Consider the following 26,884-nt stretch of genomic DNA (forward strand, 5'->3'; position numbering starts at 1 on the left):
CGGCTGTCGTGCGGTAGGCCACTACAGCCGGACGCGGTCCTGCTTCAGCCCCTCCTCGTCCAGCGGCCCGATCGGCGGCACCTGGTACCCGCCGCTCAGCCCGCGGGCGGAGGCGGAGCCGAGACCGGCCCACTCCAGCACCTTGGCGGTGGCCGCCGCGGACTCGGCGGCCGGCAGCCTGGTGATGTTCGAGCCGTGGTTGCCGCCGGGCACGGTGTAGACGTAGCTGTCCTCACTGCCCCGGCCGAGGCGGAACGGCTCGGCACCCCACGGGTCGTTCTGGCCGTAGACGAAGATGATCCGCTCGGCGTCGTTGCGCACCCAGCGGTCGATGTCGCGCATCGCGGACGGGTCGAACCGCATCGGGATGCTGCGCGGCACGTAGGTGCGCGGCGCGTACAGCTCCTTGTAGTCGTAGTGCAGCAGGCCCTTGAGCCGGGAGACGTCGAAGGAGGGCGAGCCCAGCTGAGTGCCGGCCTGGTAGTAGTACGCGGTGTACCCGGCGAGCGCCTGGTCGCTGTTGCCGGTGATGCCGGACTGCGAGTCGAGCCAGGCGTACAGCGCGTCGTCGGTGCCGGCGGCGCCCGGGACGTTCACGCAGTCGGCCTCCAGGCTGTACTGCCAGAACGTCCAGACCGAGTCCAGTACGGCGAGCTCGTAGGCGCGGTCGGCGCTGCCGACGGTGGTGAAGGTGGAGCCGGCGGCGGCGTTGTCGGCGGCGTAGCGGGGCTCCAGGCGGTCGCGGCGGGCCAGCAGTTCACGCTGGGTGCCGTTCAGCGCGGCCCGGCACTCGGGGGTGCCGACGTTCTCGAAGAACCGACTGTACGCGGAGTCCTCGCGGTCGTTGACGTCGTTCGGCGCGACGTAGGCGATGGTGCCGGCCACGTCGTCCGGGAAGAAGCGGCGGTGGTAGGTGGAGGACATGCCGCCCTTGGAGCCGCCGGTGGAGAGCCACTCCTGGTGGTAGATCCGCTTCAGCGCGGTGATCAGCCGGTGCGCGTCGGTGGCCGCCTGCTCGATGCCGGCCTTGGACCAGTCGGCCGGCTCGGGCCGGGAGGGCGTGAAGTAGCGGTACTCGATGGAGACCTGGTTGCCGTCGACCAGCCGGGCCGGCTCGGTGCGGCTGGGTGTGGTGCGCAGCGTGTAGCCGTTGGTGAAGAACACGGTCGGCCGGTCGTAGCCGCGGTGCAGCACGCTGAGCCGCTGCTGGAAGGTGCCCAGCCAGGGGCGGTTGTGGTCGATCGGCTGGGTGTAGGTGAGCAGGAAGTAGCGGTGGCCGGTGGTGGTGGGCTGCTCCTCGGTGACCGTCATGCCGCGGATCGCCGCCAGGCGGTCCTTGACGTCGGCCGACGGGTCGTCGGCGACGGAGGCCGCCGCGGGCGCGTCCGTCCCGCGGGCGAACGCCGTCGGGGCGAGGCCGAGGCCGAGCAGGGGTATCAGCAGGGCGGCGACCAGCAGCCTTCTCATCGTCGTGGTCATCAACTCTCCATCGGGTCAACGGAACTGGGTGTTGCCATGGTCCGTACCACGCTCCGGCCGTCGGTATGCGGCCTTCGGTGCGCGGCCGCCGGTGTGCGGCCGCCGGTGCGCGGCCGCCGGTGCGCGGCCTCGGGCATGCGACCGCCGGCACGCCACCGCCGGACGGACCGGCCGTCCGGCGGACGACCGAATGGGCCACCCGCCGGTCGCGGATGGCCCATCGGGGACGAACGTGCCGGTCAGGGGCGGGGCAGGGTGCAGCCGACCCGGGTCAGGTCGAGCTTGTTCCCGGGGCCGAAGCAGGCGGGGATGATGTACGTCTCCTGCGCGTAGCCGATGCCCGCGCGGACCGTCACCACGCCGTTCTGGTCCACCTCGCAGGGGTTGTTCAGGGTGCAGCGCTGGCCGCTCTCGTTGATGGTGTTGTTCACCGCGACGACCTGGCCGCTGGCGGCGTCGACGACCGGAGAGCCGGAGGTGCCGCCGATGACGTTGCAGGTGGAGGTGTAGCGGAGGGAGTCCTTGAAGGTCCAGTCCGCTTCCTTGAGCCGGTAGGCGAAGCCGTCGGCCGAGCAGGAGTAGATCCTCTTCCAGTACCCGGAGACGACCTTGATCGCGGTGCCCTGGACGGGGTGGGTGGCCGCGACGGTCAGCGGGGCGATGCCGTAGGAGGACTGGATCGCGGCATAGGTGGTGTTCAGTTGGTAGATCGACACATCGGTGTCGGTCATGGTGCCGTAGACCATCTTGGTGGCACGCAGGGTGCCGGCCGAGCCGCCGCTCGCGTTCAGCAGCGTGAAGGTGCGGCTGGAGGCCTGGTTGACGACCACCTGGCCGGGGCCGGGCATACCGGTCTCCAGGCAGTGGCCGTTGGAGAGCACCAGCGCCGGGTCGCTCGCCGTCGAGGCGGGGAACCGGACGAGCGAGCCGGAACAGTTGCTGAGGGCCACGGTGCCGGCGAAGTTGACGGCGGCGACCTTGCCGGCCTGCACCGATTCCGCGGCACCGGGCGCGGCCGTGGTGGTGGCGGTCGCGGCGGGGGCTCCGGCGAGGGCGGTCGCCCCGGCGGTCAGGAGCGCGGCCAGCGTGCCTATGAGCGGCTTCTTCATGAGAGACCTCTCGGTGTGGGGGTGCCCCAAAGCTGTCGCGGACATGACGCCCTGTCAAGGGATTCGGCAGCGGGTACGACTCCCGACACCCTGTTCCGGCCGCCGGACCCCGGTACTGTGGCCGGGACGGCAGCGACGACCATCTGGGGGGCCGACATGGCCGGTGAGAACCACGCGGACAGCACGCGACGGGGCACGGCCGGGGGCCGGCTGCTCGCGGTGAGCGATCTGCACGTCTCCTACCAGCAGAACCGCGACCTGGTCGAACAGTTGCGGCCCGGCTCGCCGGAGGACTGGCTGATCGTCGCCGGTGACGTGGCCGAGTCCACCGTCACCATCCGCTGGGCCCTGGGTCTGCTCGCCGAACGGTTCGCCAAGGTGATCTGGGCCCCCGGCAACCACGAGCTGTGGACCCACCCCAACGACCCGGTCCAGCTGCGCGGCGTCGAGCGCTACGAGCACCTGCTGGACATCTGCCGCGAGCTCGGCGTGGTGACCCCCGAGGACCCCTACCCGGTGTGGACCGGCGCGGGCGGCCCGGTCGCCGTCGCCCCGCTGTTCCTGCTGTACGACTACTCCTTCCGGGCCCCCGGCACCACCACCAAGGAGGAGTCACTGGCCGCCGCCTACGAGTCCGGCGTGGTCTGCGCGGACGAGCGCTTCCTGCACCCGGACCCGTTCCCGGACCGCGACTCCTGGTGCCGCGAGCGCGTCCGGCTGACCGAGAAGCGGCTCACCGAGCACGACCCGCAGGTGCCGCTCGTACTGGTGAACCACTACCCGCTGGTCCGGCAGCCCACCGAGGTCCTCTGGTACCCCGAGTTCGCCCAGTGGTGCGGCACCGAGCTGACCGCGGACTGGCACCGCCGGTTCAACACCGCCACGATGATCTACGGGCACCTGCACATCCCCCGGCGCACCGCCTACGACGGGGTCCCGTTCGAGGAGGTGTCACTCGGCTACCCGCGCGAGTGGGGCAAGCGCGGACTGCCGGACCCGCTGCTGCGCGAGGTGTTCCCGGGCGCCTGACCGGAGCGGGCGGCTACTCCCCCGCCTCGGCCTCCGCCTTGGCCTCCGCCTTGGCCTCCGCCTCCGCGAAGGTCGCCGAGCGCTCCGGCCGCGCCAGCACCACCGTCAGCTCACCGTCCGACACCTCGGCGAGCAGGGTGTCCCCCTCCTGCACGGTGCCGTCCAGCAGCAGGTTGGAGATCCGGTTGTCCAGCTCCTGCTGGATCGTCCGGCGCAGCGGCCTGGCCCCGAACTCCGGCTGGTAGCCGCGGTTCACCAGCCACTCCTTCGCACCCTCGGTCACCTCCAGCTCGACGTCCTGGGCCTTGAGCCGGCGCCGGGAGCGGTCCAGCAGCAGGTCCACCACCTGGAGCAGGTCCCGGCGGGTGAGCGCGTGGAAGACGATCACCTCGTCGATCCGGTTGAGGAACTCCGGGCGGAACTGCCCGCGCAGGTCCCGCATCAGCTCGTCGCGGATCTCGTCGACGTCGCCCGCGTGGTCGAGGATCCGCTGCGAGCCGATGTTGCTCGTCATGATCACCACGGTGTTGCGGAAGTCGACCGTACGGCCCTGGGCGTCCGTCAGCCGGCCGTCGTCCAGCACCTGCAGCAGCAGGTTGAAGACGTCCGGGTGGGCCTTCTCCACCTCGTCGAAGAGCAGCACGCTGTACGGCTTGCGGCGCACCGCCTCGGTGAGCTGGCCCGCCTCGTCGTAGCCGACGTACCCGGGCGGGGATCCGACCAGCCGGGAGACGGTGTGCTTCTCCTGGAACTCGCTCATGTCGAAGCGGATCATCCGGTCCGGGTCACCGAACAGCAGCGCGGCCAGCGCCTTCGCCAGCTCGGTCTTGCCGACCCCGGTCGGGCCGAGGAACAGGAACGAGCCGGTCGGCCGGTCCGGGTCGCCCATCCCGGCCCGGCCGCGGCGCACCGCCTGGGCGACCGCGGTGACCGCCTGGTCCTGGCCGATCACCTTCTCGTGCAGGTGCTCCTCCAGCTTCAGCAGCCGCTCGCGCTCGGTCGCGTTCAGCTCGGCGACCGGGATGCCGGTGCGGCTGGAGAGCACCTGGGCGATGTCGTCCGCGGTGACCGCCACGACCTCCTCGCGGGACTCGGCGATCGCGGCCAGCTCGTCCTCGGTCTGCCGCAGCTCGCTCTTCAGGTTGGCGGCCCGCACGAACTCCTCGTCCGCCACCGCCTCCTCCAGCTCGCGGCGCAGCTTGGTGATCCGGTCCTGTACCGGCATCGCGACCGTGGAGCCGCTCAGGCTGCGCAGCCGCACCCGGGCGCCGGCCTGGTCCAGCAGATCGATCGCCTTGTCCGGCAGGAAGCGGTCGCTGACGTAGCGGTCGGAGAGGGCGGCGGCGGCGTCCAGCGCCTCGTCGGCGAACCGCACCTGGTGGTGCGCCTCGTAGGCGTCGCGCAGGCCGTGGAGGATCTCGATCGTCTCCTCGACGCTCGGCTCCGGCACCAGCACCGGCTGGAAGCGGCGCTCCAGCGCGGCGTCCTTCTCCACGTGCTTGCGGTACTCGTCCAGGGTGGTCGCGCCGACCACGCTCAGCTCGCCGCGCGCCAGTGCCGGCTTGAGGATGTTGCCCGCGTCCATCGAACCCTCGCCGCCACTGCCCGCGCCGACCACGGTGTGCAGCTCGTCGAGGAACAGGATCACCCCCTGCTCGGCCTCGGTGACCTCGTCGATCACGCTCTTCAGCCGTTCCTCGAACTCGCCCCGGTACTTGGAGCCGGCCACCAGCGCGGTGAGGTCCAGGGTGACCACCCGCTTCTCCTTGAGGCTCTGCGGCACGTCCCCGGAGACGATCCGCTGCGCCAGCCCCTCCACGATCGCCGTCTTGCCGACCCCGGGCTCGCCGATCAGCACCGGGTTGTTCTTGGTCCGGCGGGAGAGGATCTCGACGGTCTGCTCGATCTCCTCGGCACGGCCGACCACCGGGTCCAGCCGGCCCGCCTGGGCCTCCTCGGTGAGGTCCCGCCCGTACTCGTCGAGCGTCGGCGTCCGACTGGGGTGCGCTCCGCCCTGGCTGCGCTCGCCGCCCACGCCGCGCCCGTCCAGCACGGTGCGCAGCGCCTCCTGCGACGGCGCGACGTTGCGCAGCGCGGCGCCGCCGCCCGAGCGCTCCTCCTCCAGCAGCGCGCCGAGGATGTGCTCCGGCCCGATGTACGAGGCCCCGGCCCCCTGCGACCGGGCGTGCGCGGCCAGCAGCGCCCGTTTGGCGGCCGGCGTCAGCGCGGGCCGCCCGTCGACCTCCGGCGCCCCGTCCCCGGACGGCAGCGCCTCGGCCAGATCACCCGCCAGCCGGTCCGGGTCGATCCCGGCCCGCTCCAGCATCCGGCGCGACGGCTCCACCCGGGTGGCCGCCCAGACCAGATGGGCGGTGTCGAGATCGCTGCTCCCGTCCTCGGCGGCCCGCTGCGCGGCGGTGGCGAGCAGCTCCTGCGCCGACTCGCTGAGCAGCCGCCCGATCGGCACCCGCTGCACGGCGGGCGGGGAGGCCAGCGGGCTCATCCCGAAGAACCGGCTGAGCAGATCGGAGAAAGGGTCGTTCGAACCGAACGGCGGCATGGTCACGGAGGCTCACCTCTCCCAAGCGGTTGGTGCCCACCCAAACACACCCCGCCACCGCCCGCCTCCCGACGGTCACCGCCTACTGCTCCCGCTCGGCCGGATCCAGGCCGACGCACTCGACCGTGCCGCGGACCTCCGGGCAGCGGTAGCGCCGATCGGGACCGCTGACGGCCACCGAGACCACCGGATTCCCGGTGATGTTGCGGTACCAGGCCCGCTCCCCGCTCCGCCGCACAACGACCGTGGCCCGGACCGGGAACATCCGTCCCGGCCCGGGCCACGGCCTCGGTCCAGCTTTCACAGGGTGGGCGCGGACGGTTTCGAACCGCCGACATCTGCTTTGTAAGGCTTGGCGTGCGGCACCCGCTCTGACCTGCACCCCGCCCGGCTTTCTCGTTTCCTGGCCGCCACACCGCCGACGCCCGCGACGCACCGCCACGTACCGTCCGTTCTGGCACGCCTGTGGCACGCTCAGCTCAGTCGAGAAGGATCTCCTCGGGCCTGCGGTTGAACACTTCGAGCGAGCGACTGCGCAACAGAGCATCAACGCAGGCCGTGAGGTCGCCGCCGTGATCCTTGCCCGCTATTTCGTAGAGCTCCTTGATCAGATCCTGCCCGTTGATCAGCACCACTGGGTACTGGTCTTCGACCATCTCCAACTGCGCCGGCTCCGAGTAGGAACCGGTGGTGACGTACACGCCGATCCACCCGCGCCTGAGCCTGGCCACGACTCGGGCAATCTGCTCAGCAGATACCAGGCTGTCCGGCTTGATGCACTTCGCCTGCCCCAAAACGACCAGTTTGGTACCGGCCAGACCATTGCCGAGATCCAACCGACCGACAAAGTCCGCCCCGCCGTCCCCCGACCGGCGGGTCAGCCAACCCTCGTTGTATTTGTGACCGGACGCCCGCATCACCTTCGCAGCGATGACCGCGGCCAACACCTCGAAGGCGTGCTTGTCGTTGTCGAACCGCTTGTAAACCGCCTGAAGGTCCGCTTCGAGAGAACTGCCCGGAGTCGGCCTCTGATCGCGAACCTTGACGACCTGCGAGCGTGCCACCCGCCGGCGCACCTTCGGCAGCACCGAGTGACCGTGCTTCACCCACTCCCGCCATGCGGCGGGCGCCAGATTCAGGACTTCGGCATCGGTCCGATCCGGGTCACGCCGCGCAGTGATCCAGTCCCAGTCCAGTTTGTCGTCCTCCGCGGTGAGGTCGATCACCACGAGATCAAAGACGTAGTTGGTGAACGTCGACCGCGCTGGCCCACCCCACTGCACCACGCGCTCCGCCCGCTCGATCAGAGCAACGCCGCAGAACTGGACATGTCCCTTGACCTTGCCGTTCTTCGACACGGATTTGAACAGCAGCAGCGGCGCCGCACCAACCCTCCCCTCGGCTGTGGGCGCCTGGTGGCTACCGAACGCCTCCAGCAACGCCGCGTTGCCTGTGGTGGTACCGACCGGCTTCGTCATCTCCGGCTTGTGGTCACCGAAGTAACGAACGTGCCCGTTGTCGATGTCGAACACGTCGTGCCACGGTGTCTGCTCCGATCCTGCCTTCCACGGACTCGACCGGATCATCACCGCTGGCCGCCGCATCCCATCGCTCACTTTGACCTTGGCCATCGCGTTGATCCCCGCTTCGAGCTGCGCCCGCTTCTGACCGGGGCTGTCCGTGACGAAGTAGAAGTTGCCGAAGCCATCGACTGTCGCTGGCGCCGTATCCTTCGAAGCCGTGTACCGCAGCACCTCACCCACACGCAACGAACGCCCCACAGCGCCCCCTTCAACGAACAGAACGGTCTGCCCGCGATCTTGGCACGCTAATACGACATTAGGACCGCCGTTCCGCCTGTTCGGTGCCACAGCAGAGACCCCACCGGTTGTCTCCGATGGGGCCTCTGCTTGACCAGATCAGGTGGTCATTAACCCGCGGCCCCTTCGTCCCGAAGCAACCCGGGCACCCGCCCGACCTCGGCGATCAGTGTTGTTGACCTGCTCGAACGGTACCTGGTCGTCCGTGGCCGTCCGCCGAAGTGCACACCCGTTGTAGCGCAGTTAGACACTCAGCTGTGAGCGTCACTACCCAACCGCGCTCGGGCCAGCACCGCGCCTGGACGGTGCCTCTCGCGAGGGGACGACGAGTGAAGTCGTAACCCCGGCAATGGCGGAGAGGACGGTAGGCAGGAGGTCCGCAGGGATCTTCAACACCGCTACGACGATGACGATCACGGCCGCTGTCAGCCGGCGAGGCTCGGGGATTGACAGTGGGCGTGCATGATGGGTCAGACTCATCTTGGGTGTCTCCTTCGAAGACGTCCAGTGCCCGCCTCGACCAGACGGTCTCCTTCCTGGAGACGGCCCGCCCGGACCCGCTGTACACGGCGTTCGTCCTGGCCGTGACGCTGGGGCTGCGGCGCCGTGAGGTCCTGGGGCTGCGCTGGACCGACATCGACCTCGGCCGCCGCAGCCTCACGGTGCGGAACCAGCTGCAGCGCGTTCAGAAGGAGCTGTACGCCGACAGCACGAAGAACCGTCGGACCCGGGTGGTCCCCTGCCGGCGATGTGCATCGCACCGCTCCGCTGGCGCCGGATCCAGCAGGCCGAGCAGCGCACCGCCGCCGGAACGGACTGGCAGGAGACCGGATACGTGTTCACCACACGGACCGGCCGACCGGTCGAGCCCCGGAACCGGAGCCGGTCGTTCGAGCGGATCAGCGCCGATGCCGACCTGCCGCGCATCCGGCTCCACGACGCGCGGCACGGCTGCGCGACCATCCTGTTCGCCGCCGGAGTCGCGCCGCGGGTGGTGATGGAGATCCTGGGACACTCGCAGATCGCCGTCACCATGAACGTCTACACCCACGTCTTCGAGGACACCCGACGGGCGGCACTGGGTCACATGGACCGCCTGCTGAAGCGGAGGCGGCCAGCAGGCTGACATCAGCGGTTGCCGTCAGTCGGTGCAGTCAAAAGGCCCGCAGCGTGATCGCTGCGGGCCATTTCTGCTGGTGGGCGCGGACGGTTTCGAACCGCCGACATCTGCTTTGTAAGAGCAGCGCTCTACCGCTGAGCTACGCGCCCCCGGTCGTGCGGGCCCGTTCGGGCGCACGACGAATGCTTAGGGTACCTGGTCCGGGGGGTGCTGTGGTGCGGGTGGTCGGGGGGTGGGACGGGTGGGGTGCCGGTGGGGTGGGGTGATCGGGAACAATGGTCGGTGGATCAACGGTCGGAACCAGGGAGCGCGCAGTGAGGGTGGCCGGCGGAGGCGGGCGGGGGCGGCGGTGGCCGGGAAGTGCGGTGGCCGAGGCGCTGGTGCTGCCGCTGGTCGTCGCGGGGGCGTTGGGAGCCGCGGGGGCGGCGTCGTTCGGGACCGGCGGGGGCTGGTGGGGGCGGCGCGGCGGGGAGGGCATGCGGGCGGACGCCCGGGCGGCGCGGGACGCGGCGCAGCAGGCGTTCTACGACGTGGACTCCGCCCAGCGCGATGTGCGGCTGGCGGTGGAGACGGTGCGCTCCGCCGGGGACGGGGCGACGGCGCGGCGGGCGGTGGCGGACTTCGAGGCGATCTCCGGCCGGGTCGACCAGGTGACCGTGAACTACCTGGCCGCCCTGGACGCGCACGACCTGGACGCGGAGGACCTGGAGTCCGGGGCGGCGGCCCGCGCCAAGCACCAGTTGGACGACGTGAAGGGGCAGCTCGGCTCTGCGCTCGCGGAGCTGAACGACTTCCTGCGCAAGCTGCAGCCGACGCTGGAGCGGGCCGAGCAGCAGCTGATGCGGGTGACCCCGGCGATCGAGCAGGCCAAGCGGGCGCTGCTGGACGCCAGCAACGCGCTGGACGCGGCGCGCGGCGCCGGGTTGCGGGCGGACGGGCCGGCGGCGCGGCTGGCGGAGCTGGCGCCGGAGCTGGGGCGGCTCAACGAGGGTGTGGCGCAGCACGGGGTGCCGGGCACGCTGGAGCGCGCGGAGCGGGTGCGGGAGCGCGCCGAGGCGATCGCGGCGGAGGTCGGGCACCTGCCGGAGCGGGCCCGGGAGATCGACCGTCGGGTGGCCAGTCTGCGGACCAGGATCCAGGCGCTGGAGACGAAGGCCGCCACGGTGGAGCCGGCGCTGAGCGAGCTGCGCCGGCGGTTCTCCACGGCGTGCTGGCAGGACCTCCAGCGGGTACCGGACCAGGTCGCGGAGACCGGGCGGGCCGCCGAGGGCAAGCTCGCCGAGGCCGCCCGGGCCCGGGACGAGCAGCGCTGGGCGGATGCCACGGGCGCGCTGGGCACGGTGCGCGCGCTGCTGGACACCGCGGACGGTTCGGTGGTCGCGGTGAACGACCGGCTGCGGCAGCTGAACGAGGTGCAGATCGACCCGAACAAGGAGGTCGAGCGGGCCCGGTTCGCCCTGCGGGACGCCCAGCGGCTGGCGATGGCGGGGCGGCACGCGCCGGATCCGCGGCACGCCGCACCGTTGGACGCCGCCGTGGCCCGGCTGGACCGCGCGGTGGCGGAGCTGGAGTCGGCGGGGCGGCATCCGGACTACTGGCGGTTCCTGACCGAGCTGGCCGCGGTGCGGGAGACGGCGGCGAACGTCGTGGAGCTGATCCGCGGCGAGCTGGGCAGCGGCCACCGCTGACCGGAGCACCGCACGGCCACACGGCCACACGGCCTCCACGGCGGGCGGCATCGCGGATACGCTGGCGGGCATGCCTCGTTATGACTTCCGCTGCCGCGCCTGTGGCGCCACCTTCGAGCTGCGCCGTGCGATGGCGCAGGCCAACGACCCCGCCATCTGCCCGCAGGGCCACCAGGACACCGTGAAGCTGCTGTCGACCGTCGCCGTCACGGGCGCGGCCTCCGCCGGCGGCGCGCCGCAGCAGGCCCCCTCGGCCGGTGGCGGCGGGGGCTGCTGCGGCGGCGGTTGCTGCGGCTGATCGGCCGAGAGGCCGGCAGGTCAGTAGGCCAGGAAGCCAGTAGGCCAGTAGGCCAAGAGGCCGATAAGGTCAGGACGCCCCGGCCTGGGACACCCCGGCAACGGCGGCGTCCGGCTCGACGGCCTCGCCGCGCACCCGGGCCAGGAAGCGGCGGACGATCTCCTCGCCCGCCGCCACGCCCACCTCGTCGAGGGCGGTGACGCCGGGCGCCGTCCACCCGTTGTCGGCCAGTTCGCCGTGGCCGGGGCGCCAGGCGGCGTCGGCGGCGCGCAGCAGGTCGGCGTCGAGCAGCGAGTCCCCGGCGGAGAGCACGGTGCCCCCGCCCACCCGCCGCACGACCTCGGCCAGCGCCGCGCTCTTGCTGAGCGGCGCCGGCACCGCGTACACCTTGCGCCCCTGCAGCGAGACGCCCCACCCGCGCTCCGCGCACCAGCCGGTGAGCTCGGCGAGCCAGCCCTGCGGCAGCTCGGCGCGCTCGACGACCAGGTAGGCGAAGAGTTCGTCGGCGACCCGCCGCTTGTGCGTCCACTCGGGGTCGGCGCAGAGCGCCAGGTGCTCGACCACCTCGGCCAGCGGGGCCGCCCCGCCGGCCAGCCGGGCGGCCATCTCGTCCTGCCAGTCGGCGTCCGGCACGCCGTCGACGAGCAGCCGCCCCCCGTTGGCGCAGATGGCGTACGGCGGGACCCAGCCGGGCGTCGGGCCGGGCAGGTTGACCCGCTCGTACTGGGCCCGGGTGCGGGTGGTGGCGGGGACGAGCACCGCTTCCCGGGCGAGTTCGACGAGCAGTTCGGCGGCCTGCTCGGTCATGAACGACAGCGCCTTGCCGTCGTGCACCTCGACCGAGAGCAGGCGCGGCGCGAGCCGGTCCGGCACGTCGAGGGCGAGGGCCCGGTTGGAGTAGATCAGGGTGCGGTCGAGGTCGCTCGCGACGACGAAGCGGCCCGCGGCGCCGCCGTTCATGCCACCGCTCAGGTATCCAGTCATCGGGGCTCAGGACTCCTTCACCAGGACGGCCGTACCGGAGGCGCCGGTGGCACCCCGGGTGTAGCGGGGGTGGATGAGGCCGACGCAGGAGTACGGCAGGTCGTCCACCTCCTCGACCGGGACCCCCCGCTGGGCGGCGAGCAGCCGGACGTGGTCGAGGTCGGCGCCGGCGCCGCGACGGGCCAGCACCCGCCAGGGGACGCGGCGCAGCATGACCCGGGTGGTCTCGCCGACGCCGGGCTTGACCAGGTTGACGTCATCGATGCCGAACTCGGTGCTGATCCGCTCGACGGCGGCCCAGCCGGCCCAGTCGGGGGCGCGCTCGGCGGCGTGCTCGGGGGCGAGGAAGCGTCCGGCCGCCGCGACGGCCTCGGCCCGGACGTCCGCGAAGTGGTCGGCGACGGTGTCCAGGAAGGCACCGGAGACGTCGGCGCCGGCCAGCTCGGTGTAGTGCTTGGCGCCGTGGAAGTCGTCCGGGCCGATCAGTCCGGCGCGCAGCACGGTGCGCGAGACCAGGCCGGAGACGGTCGAGTTGAGGCAGGCGGAGGGGATCAGGAAGTCGTCCCGGGTGCCGAAGGTGGACACGCAGCGGCCGGGGTCGGCGAGGACGGCGAGGCCGGGGTCGAAGCCGGTTCCGGCGAGCGCCTCGGCGAGTTCGCGGGTGATCGCGCCCTTGCCGGTCCAGCCGTCGACGAACACCACGTCGGCCGCCCGGTGGTGGGCGTCCAGGTAGCGCAGGGCGACCGGGTCGATGCCGCGGCCGCGGACGATGGAGACGGCGTAGTGCGGGGCGTCGACGCCGTGTCCGGCGGCGAGCCAGCGGCGGATCAGGATGCCGACGGGCGTGCCGGCGCGGGCCAGCGAGGCGAGCACCAGGCCGGGGCCGCGTTCGCGCAGCAGGGTCTCGGCGACGGTGCCGACGGCGAGCGCGATCCGGCGGGCGGAGGTCCGCAGGGCCTGGTGGAACAGCTCCTGGTACTCGGGGCTCGGCTGGTACTCGACCGGCAGCGACTCGGCGTAGTGGGCGCCGCCGCTCTGCACGGCCTCCTCGCGCTCCTCGGTGGGGGCCTCCAGGGCGACCTCGGAGAGGTCCTTGAGCAGCCAGGCCACCTCGTCGGCCCGGTAGGAGGAGAACGCCGGGCCGTACAGCGGGGCCGGCAGCGCGCCCGGCCGGTGGGAGGGCAGCACGGCGAGCACCACGCGGTCGGTGACGCGGCGCAGCTGGCCGAGCAGGGCGCGCTCGCCGAGGTGCAGGGCCGGGGTGTCGGCGACGTCGTCGACCACCAGGACCACGGTGTCGAAGCGGCGGGCCGGGTCGGCGCCGGGGGCGACGTTGTAGGCGTAGCGCTCGCGCGAGGAGTCGTCGGCCGGGTCGTCGTGGGCGGGGAAGGCCAGCCGGGTGCGGACGGCGTAGCCGGGGTCGTCGACGGCGAGGACGGGCGAGCGGGTGGTGGTCGAGCTGTGGACGCGGTCGGCGCCGCCGGGGAGCCGTTCGGCGAGGGCGCCGGCCAGCCGCAGCGGCGCGTACATCAGCTCCTCGAAGCCGAGCACCAGCACGCGCCCGCCGCCACCGGAGCCCCCGTCGGAGCCCTCGCCGGAACTCCCGTCCGCGACCGCCTCGACGGCGTGGGCCAATTGCTCGGCGAGGGCCGGCAGCGCCTCCTCCAGCCGCGCCCGGTGCTCGGGGGTGAAGCCGTGCCGTCCGCCGTCGGGCAGCCCGTCCGGCCAGGCCAGGTCGACCCGCACCAGCGGCGCGGCCGGGGCGGCCGGCGGTTCGCACGCCGGTCCGGCCTCGGCGATCAGCCGCTCGGCCCGGTCCAGGATGTCCGCGGGCAGTTCGACGCCGCCGTCGGCCAGCGCCACCAGGTCGAGCCGGACGCCGAGTTCGGCGGCGGTGTCGGCGAGGCGCCGCCGGTCGGCCTCGCCGCGCAGGTCGACCAGGGCGACCACCACGTAGTGCGCGCGCGGGTGGCGGGCGTGCAGGGCGCGGATGGTGTTGAGCACGGTGGTGCCGGTGGAGAACTCGTCGTCCACCAGGACGAGCGGCCCGTCGCCGGCGAGCAGCCCGGGGTCGGCGGGCAGCAGCAGGTGCGAGGTGGCGTGCGAGTGCTCCTCCTCGAAGCCGCCGAGCGGGGCGAGGCCGGGCACCGGGCGACGGGTGGAGTGCAGGTAGGGGGCGTCCAGGCCGTCGGCGACGCTGTGGCCGAGGCCGGTGGCGGTCTCCGCGTAGCCGAGCACGACGGCGCGCGCGAGGGCCTGCCCGTCGAGCGGGCCGAGCAGTTCGCGCACCCGGCGGCCGAGTTCGAGGCCGGCGCCGTGCACCACGGCGGGACGCTGCGGGACGTGCTTGCCGAGCACGGTGGAGACCAGCAGGTGGGCGCGCTTGCGGTTCTCCCGCAGGGCGAGGCCGACCAGCTCGGGAAGGCGCTCGGAGCCGGTCAGCGCGACGCCGGCCCGCTCGGCGACCCAGCGGCCGGTCCACTCCTGCGCTGCGGTGCGCTCCTGCTCTGCTGCTGTCACGAAGGGGTCCTGCTTTCGGTGGTGCGGTGCGGTGGGCAACGTTCGGAAGGAGGGGGCGGGCCGGTCAGCGGCAGAGACAGGCCGACAGCAGCTCCGCGAAGCTGACGTCCTCGCGGGCCACCCCGAACACCTCGGCGCGCAGCATCACCCGCTCCGCCCAGGCCCGGTGCGGCTTGGCCTCGTTCATCTTGTTGGTGTACGCCGAGCGCAGCACCCCGCCGCCGCCGCGCTCCTGCTGGAGGATGTCCCGGGCGTCGCTGTACTCCTCGTGCGTGACGACGGAGAGCGCGTGCACCGCGGGGACGTGGCTGGGGTGGATGCAGGTCTTGCCCAACAGGCCGTTGGCACGGTCGAGTTCGATCTCGCGGATCAGCCCGTCGAGGTCGTGCTCGATGATCCGCCGGCGGACCGCCTCGCGGGAGGGCTCGGCCTCGGCGAACGGGGTGCGGCGCAGCTGCGGCTTGAACATCCGCTCCTGGACCGGGAAGTACTCCCAGACCGGGCCGGTGACGGTGAAGCCGGTGCCGTCGGCGCGGCCGAGCACATTGACCACGTCGCCGATCACCGAGGCGACCAGGGAGACGTCGTAGGCGGTCAGGTCGGGCGAGCGGCGCAGGCCGTAGGCGGAGCAGAGGTCGGTGACGCCGAGGCGGACGGCGAGGATCCGCTCGCGGTGCTTGTCGAGCAGACGCGCTATGCCGAACAGCTGGTCCCGGCGGGTCTCCAGGTGGGCGAGTTCGGGGGACTCCAGGACGGGCATGGCGAACAGCCGGTGCCCGGTGACGGTGGCGGCCTCGGCGAGCGCCTCCAGGAAGTCCCCGCCGCTCTCCTCGGTGAACTTGGGCAGGACGAAGCCGGTGAGCAGGCCGATCGCCGGTCCGAGCCGCTCGGCGAGGTCGGTGAGCTGGGCGGCGGTCCGCACTCTGATGAAGAGGAGGGGAAGATCCTGTGTGCAGCCGGTGGAGGATTCGGCCGCGTCGACACCCTCCGTGACCTCCGCCCACAGCTCGCCGAGCCGGGCCACCAGGTTGGCCTCGGCGTCCGGCACCTCGTGGTCGGCGATGGCGTCCTCCAGGCAGAGGACCATCGAGACGACCCCCTGCGCGGCCTGTTTGCGGATGTCCGCGCGCAGGGTGGGCCGGGTCGCCGGACTGTAGAGCGTGGCACCCAGCGCGGTGGCCAGCACGGCCGGGTCGCCGTCCGGGGTGAACGCCCCGGGGGCCGCGAGAAAGAGCCGGTCGCGGACGTCGTCGGCAAGGTGGCCGAAGTGGCGCAAGGTGCTCTCCTCAGGAGTTCGGCCGCCGGTCCGGCGGGGGCGGGGAGGGGCGGTGACGAGCCCCGGTGCAACACCCGTTCAACCCGCTCGACGGCCGTGGTGGTTCCCGGCCCGGTTCCGGCCGGTCACCCTCGGCCGCTCCCCGGCGCCTCCCGTCCGCCCATCGTACGGACGGCTCCGGGCACACGCCGGTTCCGCAATGGCGAATTCTCGGAAGGTTACCCTCCACTTCACAAACCGCAAGCGTTGGCAAAGTCCCACCACGGCGCCTCCCCCGGTCACGTTGTCCGAAGGGGTGGCGAACAGGCAGGATGGTCGGCTATGACGCACGTGATGGCCAAGGGCGCCAACATCGCACTGCCGGTGGCGGCGGTCCGCGCCGTGCTGCGCTGGAGCGCCACGCCCGGTGCGCCGGACGTGGACGCCTCCGCACTGCTGCTCGGCCCGGGCGGCAAGGTCCGTTCGGATGCCGACTTCGTCTTCTACAACCAGCCGCGCCACCCGTCCGGACTGGTGCGCCACCTGCCCAAGCAGCAGACCGCCGACGGCGGCGAGATCACCGACACCGTCGAGGCCGAGCTCGGCAAGCTGCCGGCCGACGTCGACCGGGTGGTGCTGGCCGGCTCCTCCGAGGGCGGCTCGTTCCGCGCGGTGGGCGGGCTGCGCCTGCAGCTGTTCGACGCCGCGGCCGGCGAGGGCGCACCGGCCCTGGCCGAGTTCGCGATGGCCGACGGCGACGAGGTGACCGCGCTGGTCGCGGGCGAGCTCTACCGCCGGGCGGGCGTCTGGAAGTTCCGCGCCGTCGGCCAGGGGTACGCCTCGGGGCTGATCGGCCTGGCCACCGACTTCGGCATCACCGTCGAGGACGAGGGCGACGGGGGCACCCGGGCGGCGGCGCCCGCCCAGCCCGCCCCGACGGACCCCCGGGCCGCGCTGCCCGACCCCCGGCCGGCCGGCCGCCCCGAGCCGGGCACCTTCACCCTGGCCCCGGCCGTCCCGCAGCCCCAGACCGTCCCTCAGCCGCAAGCCGCCGCCCAGGCCGCCCCGGCCCCGACCGGCGTCCCGGCCAACACGCCTCCGCCGCCGCCCAACCCGCCGACGGTGCCGCCGAACCTCCCGCCGGCTCCGAGCGCGCCGCCGACCCGGCAGCCCGGCTACGGGTACCCGCCGCCGGCCCCGCAGCAGGGCGGCTACGGCTACCCCCAGCAGCCGCCCGCCGCACCGGCCTACGGCTACCCCCAGGCGCCGCAGCAGGGCGGCTACGGCTACCCGCCGCCGAACACCGCTCCCCCGGCGCAGCCGCCGCCGCAGCCGCCGTCCCCCGCCGCCGAGGAGTTCGCCCTGCCCCCGCAGGGCCCGCAGTTCCAGCCGCGCTGAGCCGGCGCCCCCGCCCCGCCCCCGGTCGACCCGAACCCGCACGACCCGGTCCCCCGGGCCGGGGGCTCACTCGGGCTTGTACCCGCGCTGCCACTGCATCCCGAAGCCGTACAGCCGGTCGATGTCCGCCTGGAACCCGTTCACGTAGCGCACCTCGCGCCGCACGGTGAGCGTGTTGTCCCCGGAGTTCTCGATCAGCACCACCGCGCAGGACCGCGCCGCCGGGGCCCGCTCCTCCAGTTTGACCTCGATCCGCGGTCCGGACTGCGGCACGATCGTCACCACCGCGTTGGTCTGGTCGAAGGCGGGCGTGCCGTCGTAGATGTACACGAAGACCAGCAGCCGCTTGAACTGGTCCTTCTTCTCCAGGTTGATGTACATCGTCTCGCCGGAGGGCGCGCCGTACTGGTCGTCACCGCTGAGCTTGACGTACGGCGCGTGCTGGAGGTCCCCCAGGAAGCCGCCGAGCGGCTGCACCACCCCCCGCTTGCCGTCCGTCAGCTCGTACATGCAGGCCAGGTCGAGGTCCACGTTGACCTGCGCGTTCTGTGCGGAGTCCGGCTCCATCGGGCTGAGGATCCGGGGGCTGAAGAACCGTCGCACGGTGTCCCGGGTGGACGCCCGCGGGGCCCCGGCCCTGGTGGTCCAGTGCAGGTTGACGTAGAGGTAGCCGGTGGTCGCCGCCGCCCCGGTGATCGCGTGCTGCGGGGACGACTTGGTCAGGGTGACCTTGAACTGGCCGCCCGTGTCGAGGCTGTTCCGTTCCCCGCGCAGGTACTCCCAAATCGAGGCCATGCCGTCCTCCCCCAGCCCCGCCAGTCGCTCTGACGGTCCGCCGCTCCATGATCGGGCATCAACCCGCCCGCCGGGTACCCGAACTCCCCTACCCACCGCCGCTCCGCGGACACCGGCGGGACACCGGCGGGTCGATTGGCGGGGCGAAGGCCACCTCCCGTACCATGCCGCCCCCTCGGACGCGATATCGTCTAGCCGCACAGGTGTCCCGCCCGTCCCTGTCCCGGGCGCGCCGGGCCACCCGTTCGATCACGACGCTTCGTCAGGCCCGGTCCCGGGGACGGATCCTGACCACCGTGTCGCACTGTGACCTGTCCCCTGCGGAAACCCGAGGCCCGACCCGCAATGAACCTGACCTCCATACAGCTGGTCTGGACCGTCATCGGCGGCGCAGCCCTGCTGTTCACCGCCATCCTGGTGGCGACGCTGCGCTTCAAGAACAACAACCGGAAGCAGGATTCCGGCGACTCCTGGGAGCGCAGCGAGGAGCGGCGCCGGCGCAAGGAGATGATCTACGGGATCTCCTCCTACGTGCTGCTGTTCTGCTGCGCCGGCGTCGCGGCCGCGCTCTCCTTCCACGGCCTGGTCGGCTTCGGCAAGGAGAACCTCGGCCTGTCGAACGGCTGGGAGTACCTCGTCCCGTTCGGCCTGGACGGCGCCGCGATGTTCTGCTCGGTGCTCGCCGTCCGCGAGGCCAGCCACGGTGACGCGGCGCTCGGCTCGCGCCTGCTGGTCTGGGTGTTCGCCATCGCCTCGGCCTGGTTCAACTGGGTGCACGCCCCGCGCGGGATGTCCCACGACGGCGCCCCGGAGTTCTTCTCCGGCATGTCGATCTCGGCCGCGATCCTCTTCGACCGCGCGCTGAAGCAGACCCGCAAGGCCGCGCTGCGCGAGCAGGGCCTGGTGCCGCGCCCGCTGCCGCAGATCCGCATCGTCCGCTGGCTGCGCGCGCCCCGCGAGACCTACGCCGCCTGGTCGCTGATGCTGCTGGAGAACGTCCGCAGCCTGGACGAGGCGGTCGAGGAGGTGCGCGAGGAGCGCCAGGCCAAGCTGGACGCCAAGGTCCGGGCCCGCAGCGCCGACCGCCGCGAGCGTGCCGAGCTGAAGGCCATCTCCCGGCAGTCCGGCGGCATGCTGTCCCGCAACCGCAGCGGACGCCAGGTGCCCGCCCTCGCCTCCGCCGGAGACGGCCCGAGCGCTACGGAGCCTGCCCTAGCCGCCGAGGCAGACGCTTTCTCCACCACCACCGCCTCCGCGCCGGGCTCCCTGGAGACCACCCGCCGCCCGCGCGGCACGGCCGGCAGCACCACCGCCTCGGCTTCCTCCTCGGCCTCCTCGGCCTCCTCGTCGTCCTACCGCAGCAGCTCGACCATCGACCTGACGCCGGACGACGACACCCTGTCGATGCCCAAGCTGGACTCGCTGGAGCGCAAGCTGCGCGCCATCGAGCAGCAGCTCGGCTGAGCACCCGCCCCCGCTCGACGCCGAACGGCCGTTCCCCACTCGGAGGGAACGGCCGTTCGGCGTTGTGCTGTGACGTCCTGCGGGGCTACTGGGCGCTGCCCACCAGCTCCCGTTCGCCGTCGCCGTCGCCCCCGCCGGTACCCTCGCGGCGGTTGCGCAGGATCGAGGAGCCGAGCGCGAGGCCGATGAAGGCGACGCCGATCAGGCCGGTGACGATCTCCGGGATGTGGTACTCGATGCCGACCAGCAGGATCACCGAGAGCGCGCCGATCGCGTAGTGCGCGCCGTGCTCCAGGTAGACGTAGTCGTCCAGGGTGCCCTTGCGGACCAGGAAGACGGTCAGCGAGCGGATGTACATCGCGCCGATGCCCAGGCCCAGGGTGATCTGGAAGATGTCGCTGGAGATCGCGAACGCGCCGACCACGCCGTCGAAGGAGAACGACGCGTCCAGGACCTCCAGGTAGAGGAAGAGGAAGAACGCGGCCTTGCCGCCGACCTGGACGATCGACTTGCCGGACTTCTCCGCCGCCTCCTCCTTCTCGGCCTCCTCCTCCAGGCCCGACTCGAAGATCGAGGAGAGCCCGTTGACCGCGAGGTAGGTCACGAGGCCGAGCACACCGGCGAGCAGGACCGTTTCGGCGTGCTCACCCGCGAAGAAGTTGGACGCCAGCAGCAGGGTGACCAGGGCGACGACCGTCGAGAAGGCCTCCAGCTTGCCGACCTTCTCCAGCGGGCGCTCGATCCAGGCCAGCCAGTTGTAGTCCTTCTCCTCGAAGATGAAGTCGAGGAAGATCATCAGCAGGAAGACGCCGCCGAAGGCCGCGATGGCCGGGTTGGCGGCCTCCAGGTACTGGCCGTACGTGGAGCCGTTGTAGGTCTTGTCGCTGTTCAGCGCGAGGTCGATGACCGTCGCCGGGTTGAGGTGCGCGGTGAGGCCGACGACCAGCAGCGGGAAGATCAGCCGCATGCCGAACACGGCGATCAGCACACCGACGGTGAGGAAGATCTTCTGCCAGTACTGGTTCATCCGCTTCAACACCGTGGCGTTGACCACCGCGTTGTCGAACGAGAGGGAGATCTCCAGGATGGAGAGGATCAGCACGATGCCGAATCCCTCCGCCCCCCAGAGCAGGCCTGCGGCGATCAGTCCGAGAACGGTGATCGCGAATGACCAGCCGAATGTGCGGAGGAACACGGGACTTGGTTACCTTTCGGATTCAGGGCGCGACGATCATGGCGATCGCGGCCATTACTGTACGTTTACGCCGAAATCGAGAGCAATGCCCCGCAGACCGGACGCGTAGCCCTGGCCCACCGCGCGGAACTTCCACTCGCCCGCGTACCGGTACAGCTCTCCGAAGATCATCGCGGTCTCGCTGGACGCGTCCTCGGTGAGGTCGTAGCGGGCGATCTCCTGGCCGTCGACCGAGTTGACCACCCGGATGTACGCGTTGCGGACCTGGCCGAAGTTCTGCGACCGGTTCTCGGCGTCGTAGATGGACACCGGGAAGACGACCTTGTCGACCTGCGGCGGCACGAGGTCCAGGTTCACCAGGACCACCTCGTCGTCGCCGTCGCCGTCACCGGTGAGGTTGTCGCCGGTGTGCTCGACCGAGCCCTCGGGGCTCTTGAGGTTGTTGTAGAAGACGAAGTACTCGTCACCCAGAACCCGGTTGTTCGAGCAGAGCAGCGCACTCGCGTCGAGGTCGAAGGGCGCGCCGGTCGTCGACCGGGCGTCCCAGCCGAGACCGATCTGCACCTGCGTCAGGTTCGGTGCGGCCTTCGTCAGCGAGACGTTGCCACCCTTGGCGAGCGTGACACTCATGGCTTGTCCTTCCTCCCATGCCTCCCGGGGCGCATCTCAGGTCTATTCCCCCGCGGCCCCGGCCGGCCCCTTCCGGCCGGCTGAACTTTCCTGAACTCCCATCCTTCCAGTGGTCCGGGAACGACGGAACGGCCGGGGCGGCCGCCGACGCCCTCGCGTCCGCGGCCGCCCCGGCCGTTCGTACCACTGCTGCGGGCCGTCACCGGCCCCGCCCGACTCAGACGTTGACGCCGAAGTCCTGGGCGATGCCGCGCAGGCCGGAGGCGTAGCCCTGGCCGATCGCGCGGAACTTCCACTCGGCGCCGCTGCGGTACAGCTCGCCGAAGACCATCGCGGTCTCGGTGGAGGCGTCCTCGGTGAGGTCGTACCGGGCCAGCTCCTTGTTGTCGAGCTGGTTCACCACGCGGATGAACGCGTTGCGGACCTGGCCGAAGTTCTGCGACCGGTTCTCGGCGTCGTAGATGGACACCGGGAAGACGATCTTCTGCACGTCGGCCGGCACGGTCGCCAGGTTGACCTTGATCGCCTCGTCGTCGCCCTCGCCCTCACCGGTGAGGTTGTCACCGGTGTGCTCGACCGAGCCGTCGGGGCTCTTGAGGTTGTTGAAGAAGACGAAGTTGCCGTCCGCGCCGACCTTGCCCTGGTCGTTGCAGAGCAGGGCACTGGCGTCCAGGTCGAAATCCGTGCCCGTCGTGGTGCGGACGTCCCAGCCGAGGCCGACCACTACGGCGGTCAGGCCCGGGGCCTCCTTGGTGAGCGAGACATTGCCGCCCTTGCTCAGGCTGACACCCACTTGTCCTCCAAGATTCGGGAGGCACTGCTCGGTGCCCCCGTGGTGCGGTCCGAGGCTCCGACGGCGCACCGTCCGAGCCTCTGACCAGCCAACGAGCCGATCGTAGTGCGGGGTTCCCGTCCGCGCCGGGGAACCGGCCCGAAGCGGGCGGGGCGAAGCCCGCGGGGACGTCTCAGAGGGCGCCGAGCGCCGCCAGGTACTCCTGCTCGTCCCGGGCGTCCGGCAGGCCGTTCACGACGCTCCAGCGAACCACGCCGGCCTTGTCGATGACGAAGGTGCCGCGCACCGCGCAGCCCTTCTCCTCGTCGAAGACGCCGTAGGCGCGGGAGACCTCGCCGTGCGGCCAGAAGTCGGAGAGCAGCGGGAACTCCAGGCCCTCCTGGTCGGCGAAGACCCGCTGGCTGAAGGGCGCGTCGTTGGACACGCCGAGCACCTGGACCTCGTCGTTCTGCAGCCGCGGCAGCTCCTTCTGGATCGCGCAGACCTCGCCGGTGCAGACACCGGTGAACGCGAACGGGTAGAAGACCACGACGACGTTCTTCTCGCCCCGGAAGTCGGAGAGCCGGACCGACTCGCCGTGCTGGTTCCTGAGCTCGAAGTCCGGAGCCTCGGTGCCGATCTCGATGGCCATGCGGGGACCTTTCCCACTCGACGCGACTGGGCCGCGCGGGTGGCGCGACGAGCGCCATCCTCGCATTCACCGGCGGCGGCTGGTCCGGACGGGTGAGGGCTGCGCCGCCCGGGGCCACCGCTTTCGCCCTGGGCGAACGGTTCGGCCGTCCGGGCGCCCACTGCCGGCGCCCGGGCGACGGACCCGGACGGCGGGGCCCGCCGGAATACGACCGGGCCCCGCCGGAGGATGCTCCGGCGGGGCCCGGTGAGGCCCGTCAGGCGGCGCTCAGCGCTTGCTCTGCTTGGCGGTCGACTTGGTCGCCAGGCGGGTCGCGGCCCAGTCCTTGGCGATCGCGATCGAGCTGGTCTGGGAGAGACCGGAGGTCTTCGCGGCGTCGGCGATGTCCGAGGCCTCGATGTGGCCGTCGCGGCCCGTCTTGGGCGTCAGCAGCCAGATCAGGCCGCCCTCCGCCAGGTATTCCAGGGCGTCGACGAGGGCGTCGGTGAGGTCCCCGTCGTCGTCGCGGTGCCACAGCAGGACGGCGTCGGCGACGTCGTCGTAGTCCTCGTCGACGAGATCCGTCCCGGTGATCTCCTCGATGCCCTCGCGGAGGTCCTGGTCAGTGTCTTCGTCGTACCCCAGCTCCTGGATGATCTGGCCTTCTTCGAAGCCGAGACGAGCTGCCGGGTTGGACTTGTCCGCGGGGTCCGCGGTCGCGCTCACGGGAATAACCTCCAGTATTCGGCCCGGCGTCCATGCCGAGGCTGTGGCCGTAGTCCACACGGGCGCGGCGGTTCGCGCAAGTACCCGACCCCCGATCCCCTCCAAAGGTTGACGTGTCGCGCCGGGACACGCCGGTCGACGTGTCGGGAATCACACCGATTTGCCCTTCTCTGCATGGGACAAGGATGCTTCGGGAGGTCCTGGTCCACAGGCCGTACGCACGCCCGAGATGCGAACGGCATTCGGGTCCGCGCGTGCGCGGGCGTAGAGTCTCCTGTTGGCCCTCACCCCGGCCGTCCGCCATCGGACGGGCGGGAAACCAGGTCGGACCACCTCTGTTCGTAACACCCGGGGGTGCGCGGCCCGGACAACGCTGTCCGAACCGCACATCACCAGACCGCTCCTTCTGTCAGGGAGAGCGGTTACCGATCGGTAGAGATGACGGATCTCCGAGCGCGGTAGCACGATGGAGGCGGCGCGACACACCTCAGTTTCGACCGACAGTGAAGGAACAGCGTGGCTTCCGGATCCGATCGCAACCCGATCATCATTGGCGGCCTTCCGAGTCAGGTCCCGGACTTCGATCCCGAGGAGACCGCGGAATGGCTGGAGTCGCTCGATGCGGCCATCGACGAGCGGGGGCGTGAGCGTGCCCGCTACCTGATGCTGCGGCTGATCGAGCGCGCCCGCGAGAAGCGTGTCGCCGTGCCCGAGATGCGCAGCACGGACTACGTCAACACCATCGCCACCAAGGACGAGCCGTTCTTCCCCGGCAACGAGGAGATCGAGCGCAAGATCCTGAACGCGACCCGCTGGAACGCCGCGGTGATGGTCTCCCGGGCGCAGCGCCCGGGCATCGGCGTGGGTGGCCACATCGCCACCTTCGCCTCCTCCGCGTCGCTCTACGACGTCGGCTTCAACTACTTCTTCCGCGGCAAGGACGCCGAGGGCGAGTCCGGCGACCAGATCTTCTTCCAGGGCCACGCCTCCCCCGGCATCTACGCGCGCGCCTTCCTGCTGGACCGGCTCAGCGAGCAGCAGCTCGACGCCTTCCGCCAGGAGAAGTCGAAGGCCCCGTACGGCCTCTCCAGCTACCCGCACCCGCGGCTGATGCCGGACTTCTGGGAGTTCCCGACCGTCTCGATGGGCCTCGGCCCGCTCGGCGCGATCTACCAGGCCCGGATGAACCGCTACCTGGAGCACCGCGGCATCAAGGACACCTCCGCCTCGCACGTCTACGCCTTCCTCGGCGACGGCGAGATGGACGAGCCCGAGTCGCTCGGTCAGCTGTCGCTGGCCGCCCGCGAGGGCCTGGACAACCTGACCTTCGTGGTCAACTGCAACCTGCAGCGCCTCGACGGTCCGGTCCGCGGCAACGGCAAGATCATCCAGGAGCTGGAGTCGCAGTTCCGCGGCGCCGGCTGGAACGTCATCAAGCTGGTCTGGGACCGCAGCTGGGACCCGCTGCTCGCGCAGGACCGCGACGGCGTCCTGGTGAACAAGCTGAACACCACGGTGGACGGCCAGTTCCAGACCTACGCCACCGAGTCCGGCGCGTACATCCGCGACAACTTCTTCGGCGGCGACCTGCGGCTGCGCAAGATGGTCGAGTCGATGACCGACCAGCAGATCCAGCACCTGGGCCGCGGCGGCCACGACCACCGCAAGATCTACGCGGCGTTCAAGGCGGCCCGTGAGCACAAGGGCCAGCCGACCGTCATCCTGGCGCAGACCGTCAAGGGCTGGACGCTGGGCCCCAACTTCGAGGGCCGCAACGCCACCCACCAGATGAAGAAGCTGACGGTCGAGGACCTGAAGCGCTTCCGCGACCGGCTGCACCTGCCGATCACCGACAAGCAGCTCGAGGAGGGCTACCCGCCCTACTACCACCCGGGCCGCGACTCGGAGGAGATCCAGTACATGCACGACCGCCGCGAGGAGCTGGGCGGCTACGTGCCGACCCGCAAGGTGCGGCCGCGCAAGCTGGAGCTGCCGGGCGACGACGCGTACAAGGCGGTCAAGAAGGGCTCCGGCAACCAGACCATCGCCACCACCATGGCGTTCGTCCGGCTGCTCAAGGACCTCATGCGGGACAAGGGGATCGGCAACCGCTTCGTGCCGATCGCGCCCGACGAGTACCGCACCTTCGGCATGGACTCGCTGTTCCCGTCGGCGAAGATCTACAACCCGCTCGGCCAGACCTACGAGTCGGTCGACCGCGAGCTGCTGCTGGCGTACAAGGAGTCGCCCACCGGTCAGATGCTGCACGACGGCATCTCCGAGGCCGGCTGCACCGCCTCGCTGATCGCCGCCGGCTCGGCCTACGCCACCCACGGCGAGCCGCTGATCCCGGTCTACGTCTTCTACTCGATGTTCGGGTTCCAGCGCACCGGCGACCAGTTCTGGCAGATGGCCGACCAGCTGGCCCGCGGCTTCGTGCTCGGTGCCACCGCCGGCCGCACCACGCTGACCGGTGAGGGCCTGCAGCACGCCGACGGCCACTCGCACCTGCTGGCCTCGACCAACCCGGGCGTCGTCGCGTACGACCCCGCGTACGGCTTCGAGATCGCGCACATCGTCCAGGACGGTCTGCGCCGGATGTACGGCTCCAGCGAGGAGCACCCGACCGGTGAGGACGTCTTCTACTACCTCACCGTCTACAACGAGCCGATCAAGATGCCGGCCGAGCCCGAGAACGTGGACGTCGAGGGCATCCTCAAGGGCCTGCACAAGTACGCCGCCGGCACCGCCGGCCAGATCCCGGCGCAGATCCTCGCCTCCGGCGTGGCCGTGCCGTGGGCCCTGGAGGCCCAGCGGATCCTGGCCGAGGAGTGGAACGTCAAGGCCGACGTCTGGTCCGCGACCTCCTGGAACGAGCTGCGCCGCGAGGCGGTGGAGGCCGAGGAGTTCAACCTGCTGCACCCCGAGGAGCAGCAGCGCGTCCCCTACGTCACCGCCAAGCTCCAGGGCGCCGAGGGTCCGTTCGTCGCGGTGTCCGACTGGATGCGCGCGGTGCCGGACCAGATCGCCCGCTGGGTGCCGGGCCAGTGGCAGTCGCTGGGCGCCGACGGTTTCGGCTTCGCCGACACCCGCGGTGCGGCCCGTCGTTTCTTCCACATCGACGCGCAGTCCGTCGTGCTGGCCGTGCTCACCGAGCTGGCCAAGCAGGGCAAGGTCGAGCGCAGCGTGCTGAAGGACGCGATCGACCGCTACCAGCTGCTCGACGTGGCGGCGGCCGACCCGGGCGCCGCGGGCGGCGACGCCTGATCCGGTAGCCGGAACCGGTCGTACCACCGAGGGGCGGGGGGGCCCCCCCCGGGGGGGGGGGGCGGGGCCCCCGCCCCGACCCCGGCGCGCCCGGGCGCGCGGGGGGGGGTGACGGGCACCCCCACGGGGAGGACCACCCGGTGG

General features: G+C 71.6%; 20 protein-coding genes, 1 tRNA gene and 1 pseudogene. 7 read left to right on the top strand and 15 right to left on the bottom strand.

Features of this window, described 5'->3' with window-relative positions:
• Positions 1-21: 21 nt before the first annotated feature.
• A complete protein-coding gene (locus tag ACFVVU_RS29100; RefSeq protein ID WP_380681797.1) occupies positions 22-1,479 on the bottom strand; it encodes a S28 family serine protease in 1,458 nt (485 codons plus the stop codon).
• Positions 1,480-1,718: 239 nt separating this feature from the next.
• Positions 1,719-2,588 (bottom strand): serine protease, encoded by an 870-nt coding sequence (locus tag ACFVVU_RS29105; RefSeq protein WP_380681798.1) that lies wholly within the window; start codon positions 2,586-2,588, stop codon positions 1,719-1,721.
• Positions 2,589-2,744: 156 nt separating this feature from the next.
• Between ACFVVU_RS29105 and ACFVVU_RS29110 the strand changes: the two genes are divergently transcribed.
• Positions 2,745-3,617 (top strand): metallophosphoesterase family protein, encoded by an 873-nt coding sequence (locus tag ACFVVU_RS29110; RefSeq protein WP_387793224.1) that lies wholly within the window; start codon positions 2,745-2,747, stop codon positions 3,615-3,617.
• 13 nt (positions 3,618-3,630) lie between these two features.
• Here the strand turns inward: ACFVVU_RS29110 and ACFVVU_RS29115 are convergent, their stop codons facing one another.
• From ACFVVU_RS29115 to ACFVVU_RS29125, 3 genes are all read right to left on the bottom strand, one after another.
• The gene (locus ACFVVU_RS29115) at positions 3,631-6,177 is read right to left on the bottom strand and encodes an ATP-dependent Clp protease ATP-binding subunit (RefSeq protein WP_387793248.1); all 2,547 of its coding nucleotides are present in this window, start codon (positions 6,175-6,177) and stop codon (positions 3,631-3,633) included.
• Positions 6,178-6,259: 82 nt separating this feature from the next.
• On the bottom strand, positions 6,260-6,415 hold the full coding sequence (locus ACFVVU_RS29120; RefSeq protein WP_387793226.1) for a hypothetical protein: 156 nt from the start codon (positions 6,413-6,415) through the stop codon (positions 6,260-6,262).
• Positions 6,416-6,656: 241 nt separating this feature from the next.
• Complete coding sequence (locus tag ACFVVU_RS29125) at positions 6,657-7,940, bottom strand: restriction endonuclease (protein WP_387793228.1); 1,284 nt, start codon at positions 7,938-7,940, stop codon at positions 6,657-6,659.
• A 572-nt stretch (positions 7,941-8,512) separates the two neighbouring features.
• Between ACFVVU_RS29125 and ACFVVU_RS29130 the strand changes: the two are divergent.
• Positions 8,513-9,123, top strand: a pseudogene (locus tag ACFVVU_RS29130) (site-specific integrase); the annotation flags it as partial.
• A 68-nt stretch (positions 9,124-9,191) separates the two neighbouring features.
• On the opposite strand, the gene ACFVVU_RS29135 reads toward ACFVVU_RS29130, so the two are convergent.
• Positions 9,192-9,266 (bottom strand) — tRNA-Val (locus ACFVVU_RS29135).
• A 126-nt stretch (positions 9,267-9,392) separates the two neighbouring features.
• Here ACFVVU_RS29135 and ACFVVU_RS29140 point away from each other — a divergent pair.
• A complete protein-coding gene (locus ACFVVU_RS29140) occupies positions 9,393-10,805 on the top strand; it encodes a hypothetical protein (protein WP_380681802.1) in 1,413 nt (470 codons plus the stop codon).
• A 70-nt stretch (positions 10,806-10,875) separates the two neighbouring features.
• Complete coding sequence (locus ACFVVU_RS29145) at positions 10,876-11,103, top strand: zinc ribbon domain-containing protein (protein WP_387793231.1); 228 nt, start codon at positions 10,876-10,878, stop codon at positions 11,101-11,103.
• A gap of 69 nt (positions 11,104-11,172) precedes the next feature.
• On the opposite strand, the gene ACFVVU_RS29150 is transcribed toward ACFVVU_RS29145, so the two are convergent.
• The 3 genes from ACFVVU_RS29150 to ACFVVU_RS29160 all read right to left on the bottom strand — a co-directional run bounded on the left by ACFVVU_RS29150 (position 11,173) and on the right by ACFVVU_RS29160 (position 15,883).
• Positions 11,173-12,087, bottom strand: coding sequence for an HAD family hydrolase (locus tag ACFVVU_RS29150; RefSeq protein ID WP_387793233.1), 915 nt, complete (start codon positions 12,085-12,087; stop codon positions 11,173-11,175).
• 6 nt (positions 12,088-12,093) lie between these two features.
• The gene (locus ACFVVU_RS29155) at positions 12,094-14,607 is read right to left on the bottom strand and encodes a phosphoribosyltransferase (protein ID WP_387793235.1); all 2,514 of its coding nucleotides are present in this window, start codon (positions 14,605-14,607) and stop codon (positions 12,094-12,096) included.
• 64 nt (positions 14,608-14,671) lie between these two features.
• Positions 14,672-15,883, bottom strand: coding sequence for an HpcH/HpaI aldolase/citrate lyase family protein (locus ACFVVU_RS29160; protein ID WP_380681805.1), 1,212 nt, complete (start codon positions 15,881-15,883; stop codon positions 14,672-14,674).
• A gap of 321 nt (positions 15,884-16,204) precedes the next feature.
• Between ACFVVU_RS29160 and ACFVVU_RS29165 the strand changes: the two genes are divergently transcribed.
• Positions 16,205-17,260: a TerD family protein gene (locus ACFVVU_RS29165; RefSeq protein ID WP_387793237.1), complete on the top strand. Its 1,056-nt coding sequence runs from the start codon at positions 16,205-16,207 to the stop codon at positions 17,258-17,260.
• 66 nt (positions 17,261-17,326) lie between these two features.
• Here ACFVVU_RS29165 and ACFVVU_RS29170 read toward each other — a convergent pair whose 3' ends face one another.
• The gene (locus ACFVVU_RS29170; protein WP_380681807.1) at positions 17,327-18,055 is read right to left on the bottom strand and encodes a Tellurium resistance; all 729 of its coding nucleotides are present in this window, start codon (positions 18,053-18,055) and stop codon (positions 17,327-17,329) included.
• A 345-nt stretch (positions 18,056-18,400) separates the two neighbouring features.
• Between ACFVVU_RS29170 and ACFVVU_RS29175 the strand changes: the two genes are divergently transcribed.
• Entirely contained in the window at positions 18,401-19,519 is a 1,119-nt protein-coding gene (locus tag ACFVVU_RS29175) for a DUF2637 domain-containing protein (protein WP_387793239.1), read from the top strand.
• An 85-nt stretch (positions 19,520-19,604) separates the two neighbouring features.
• Here the strand turns inward: ACFVVU_RS29175 and ACFVVU_RS29180 are convergent, their stop codons facing one another.
• The 5 genes from ACFVVU_RS29180 to ACFVVU_RS29200 all read right to left on the bottom strand — a co-directional run bounded on the left by ACFVVU_RS29180 (position 19,605) and on the right by ACFVVU_RS29200 (position 23,473).
• On the bottom strand, positions 19,605-20,714 hold the full coding sequence (locus ACFVVU_RS29180) for a DUF475 domain-containing protein (protein WP_380690179.1): 1,110 nt from the start codon (positions 20,712-20,714) through the stop codon (positions 19,605-19,607).
• 54 nt (positions 20,715-20,768) lie between these two features.
• A complete protein-coding gene (locus tag ACFVVU_RS29185; RefSeq protein ID WP_380690177.1) occupies positions 20,769-21,344 on the bottom strand; it encodes a TerD family protein in 576 nt (191 codons plus the stop codon).
• A 217-nt stretch (positions 21,345-21,561) separates the two neighbouring features.
• A complete protein-coding gene (locus tag ACFVVU_RS29190) occupies positions 21,562-22,137 on the bottom strand; it encodes a TerD family protein (protein WP_355371002.1) in 576 nt (191 codons plus the stop codon).
• A 172-nt stretch (positions 22,138-22,309) separates the two neighbouring features.
• Positions 22,310-22,768: a peroxiredoxin gene (locus ACFVVU_RS29195; RefSeq protein ID WP_380688446.1), complete on the bottom strand. Its 459-nt coding sequence runs from the start codon at positions 22,766-22,768 to the stop codon at positions 22,310-22,312.
• Positions 22,769-23,035: 267 nt separating this feature from the next.
• A complete protein-coding gene (locus ACFVVU_RS29200) occupies positions 23,036-23,473 on the bottom strand; it encodes a DUF3052 domain-containing protein (RefSeq protein WP_355371007.1) in 438 nt (145 codons plus the stop codon).
• 516 nt (positions 23,474-23,989) lie between these two features.
• Between ACFVVU_RS29200 and aceE the strand changes: the two genes are divergently transcribed.
• A complete protein-coding gene (gene aceE, locus ACFVVU_RS29205) occupies positions 23,990-26,740 on the top strand; it encodes a pyruvate dehydrogenase (acetyl-transferring), homodimeric type (protein WP_380715285.1) in 2,751 nt (916 codons plus the stop codon).
• Positions 26,741-26,884: the final 144 nt, after the last annotated feature.

Origin of the sequence: Kitasatospora sp. NPDC057965, assembly GCF_042887135.1 — a bacterium.
In the GTDB taxonomy this organism is placed as follows: domain Bacteria; phylum Actinomycetota; class Actinomycetes; order Streptomycetales; family Streptomycetaceae; genus Kitasatospora.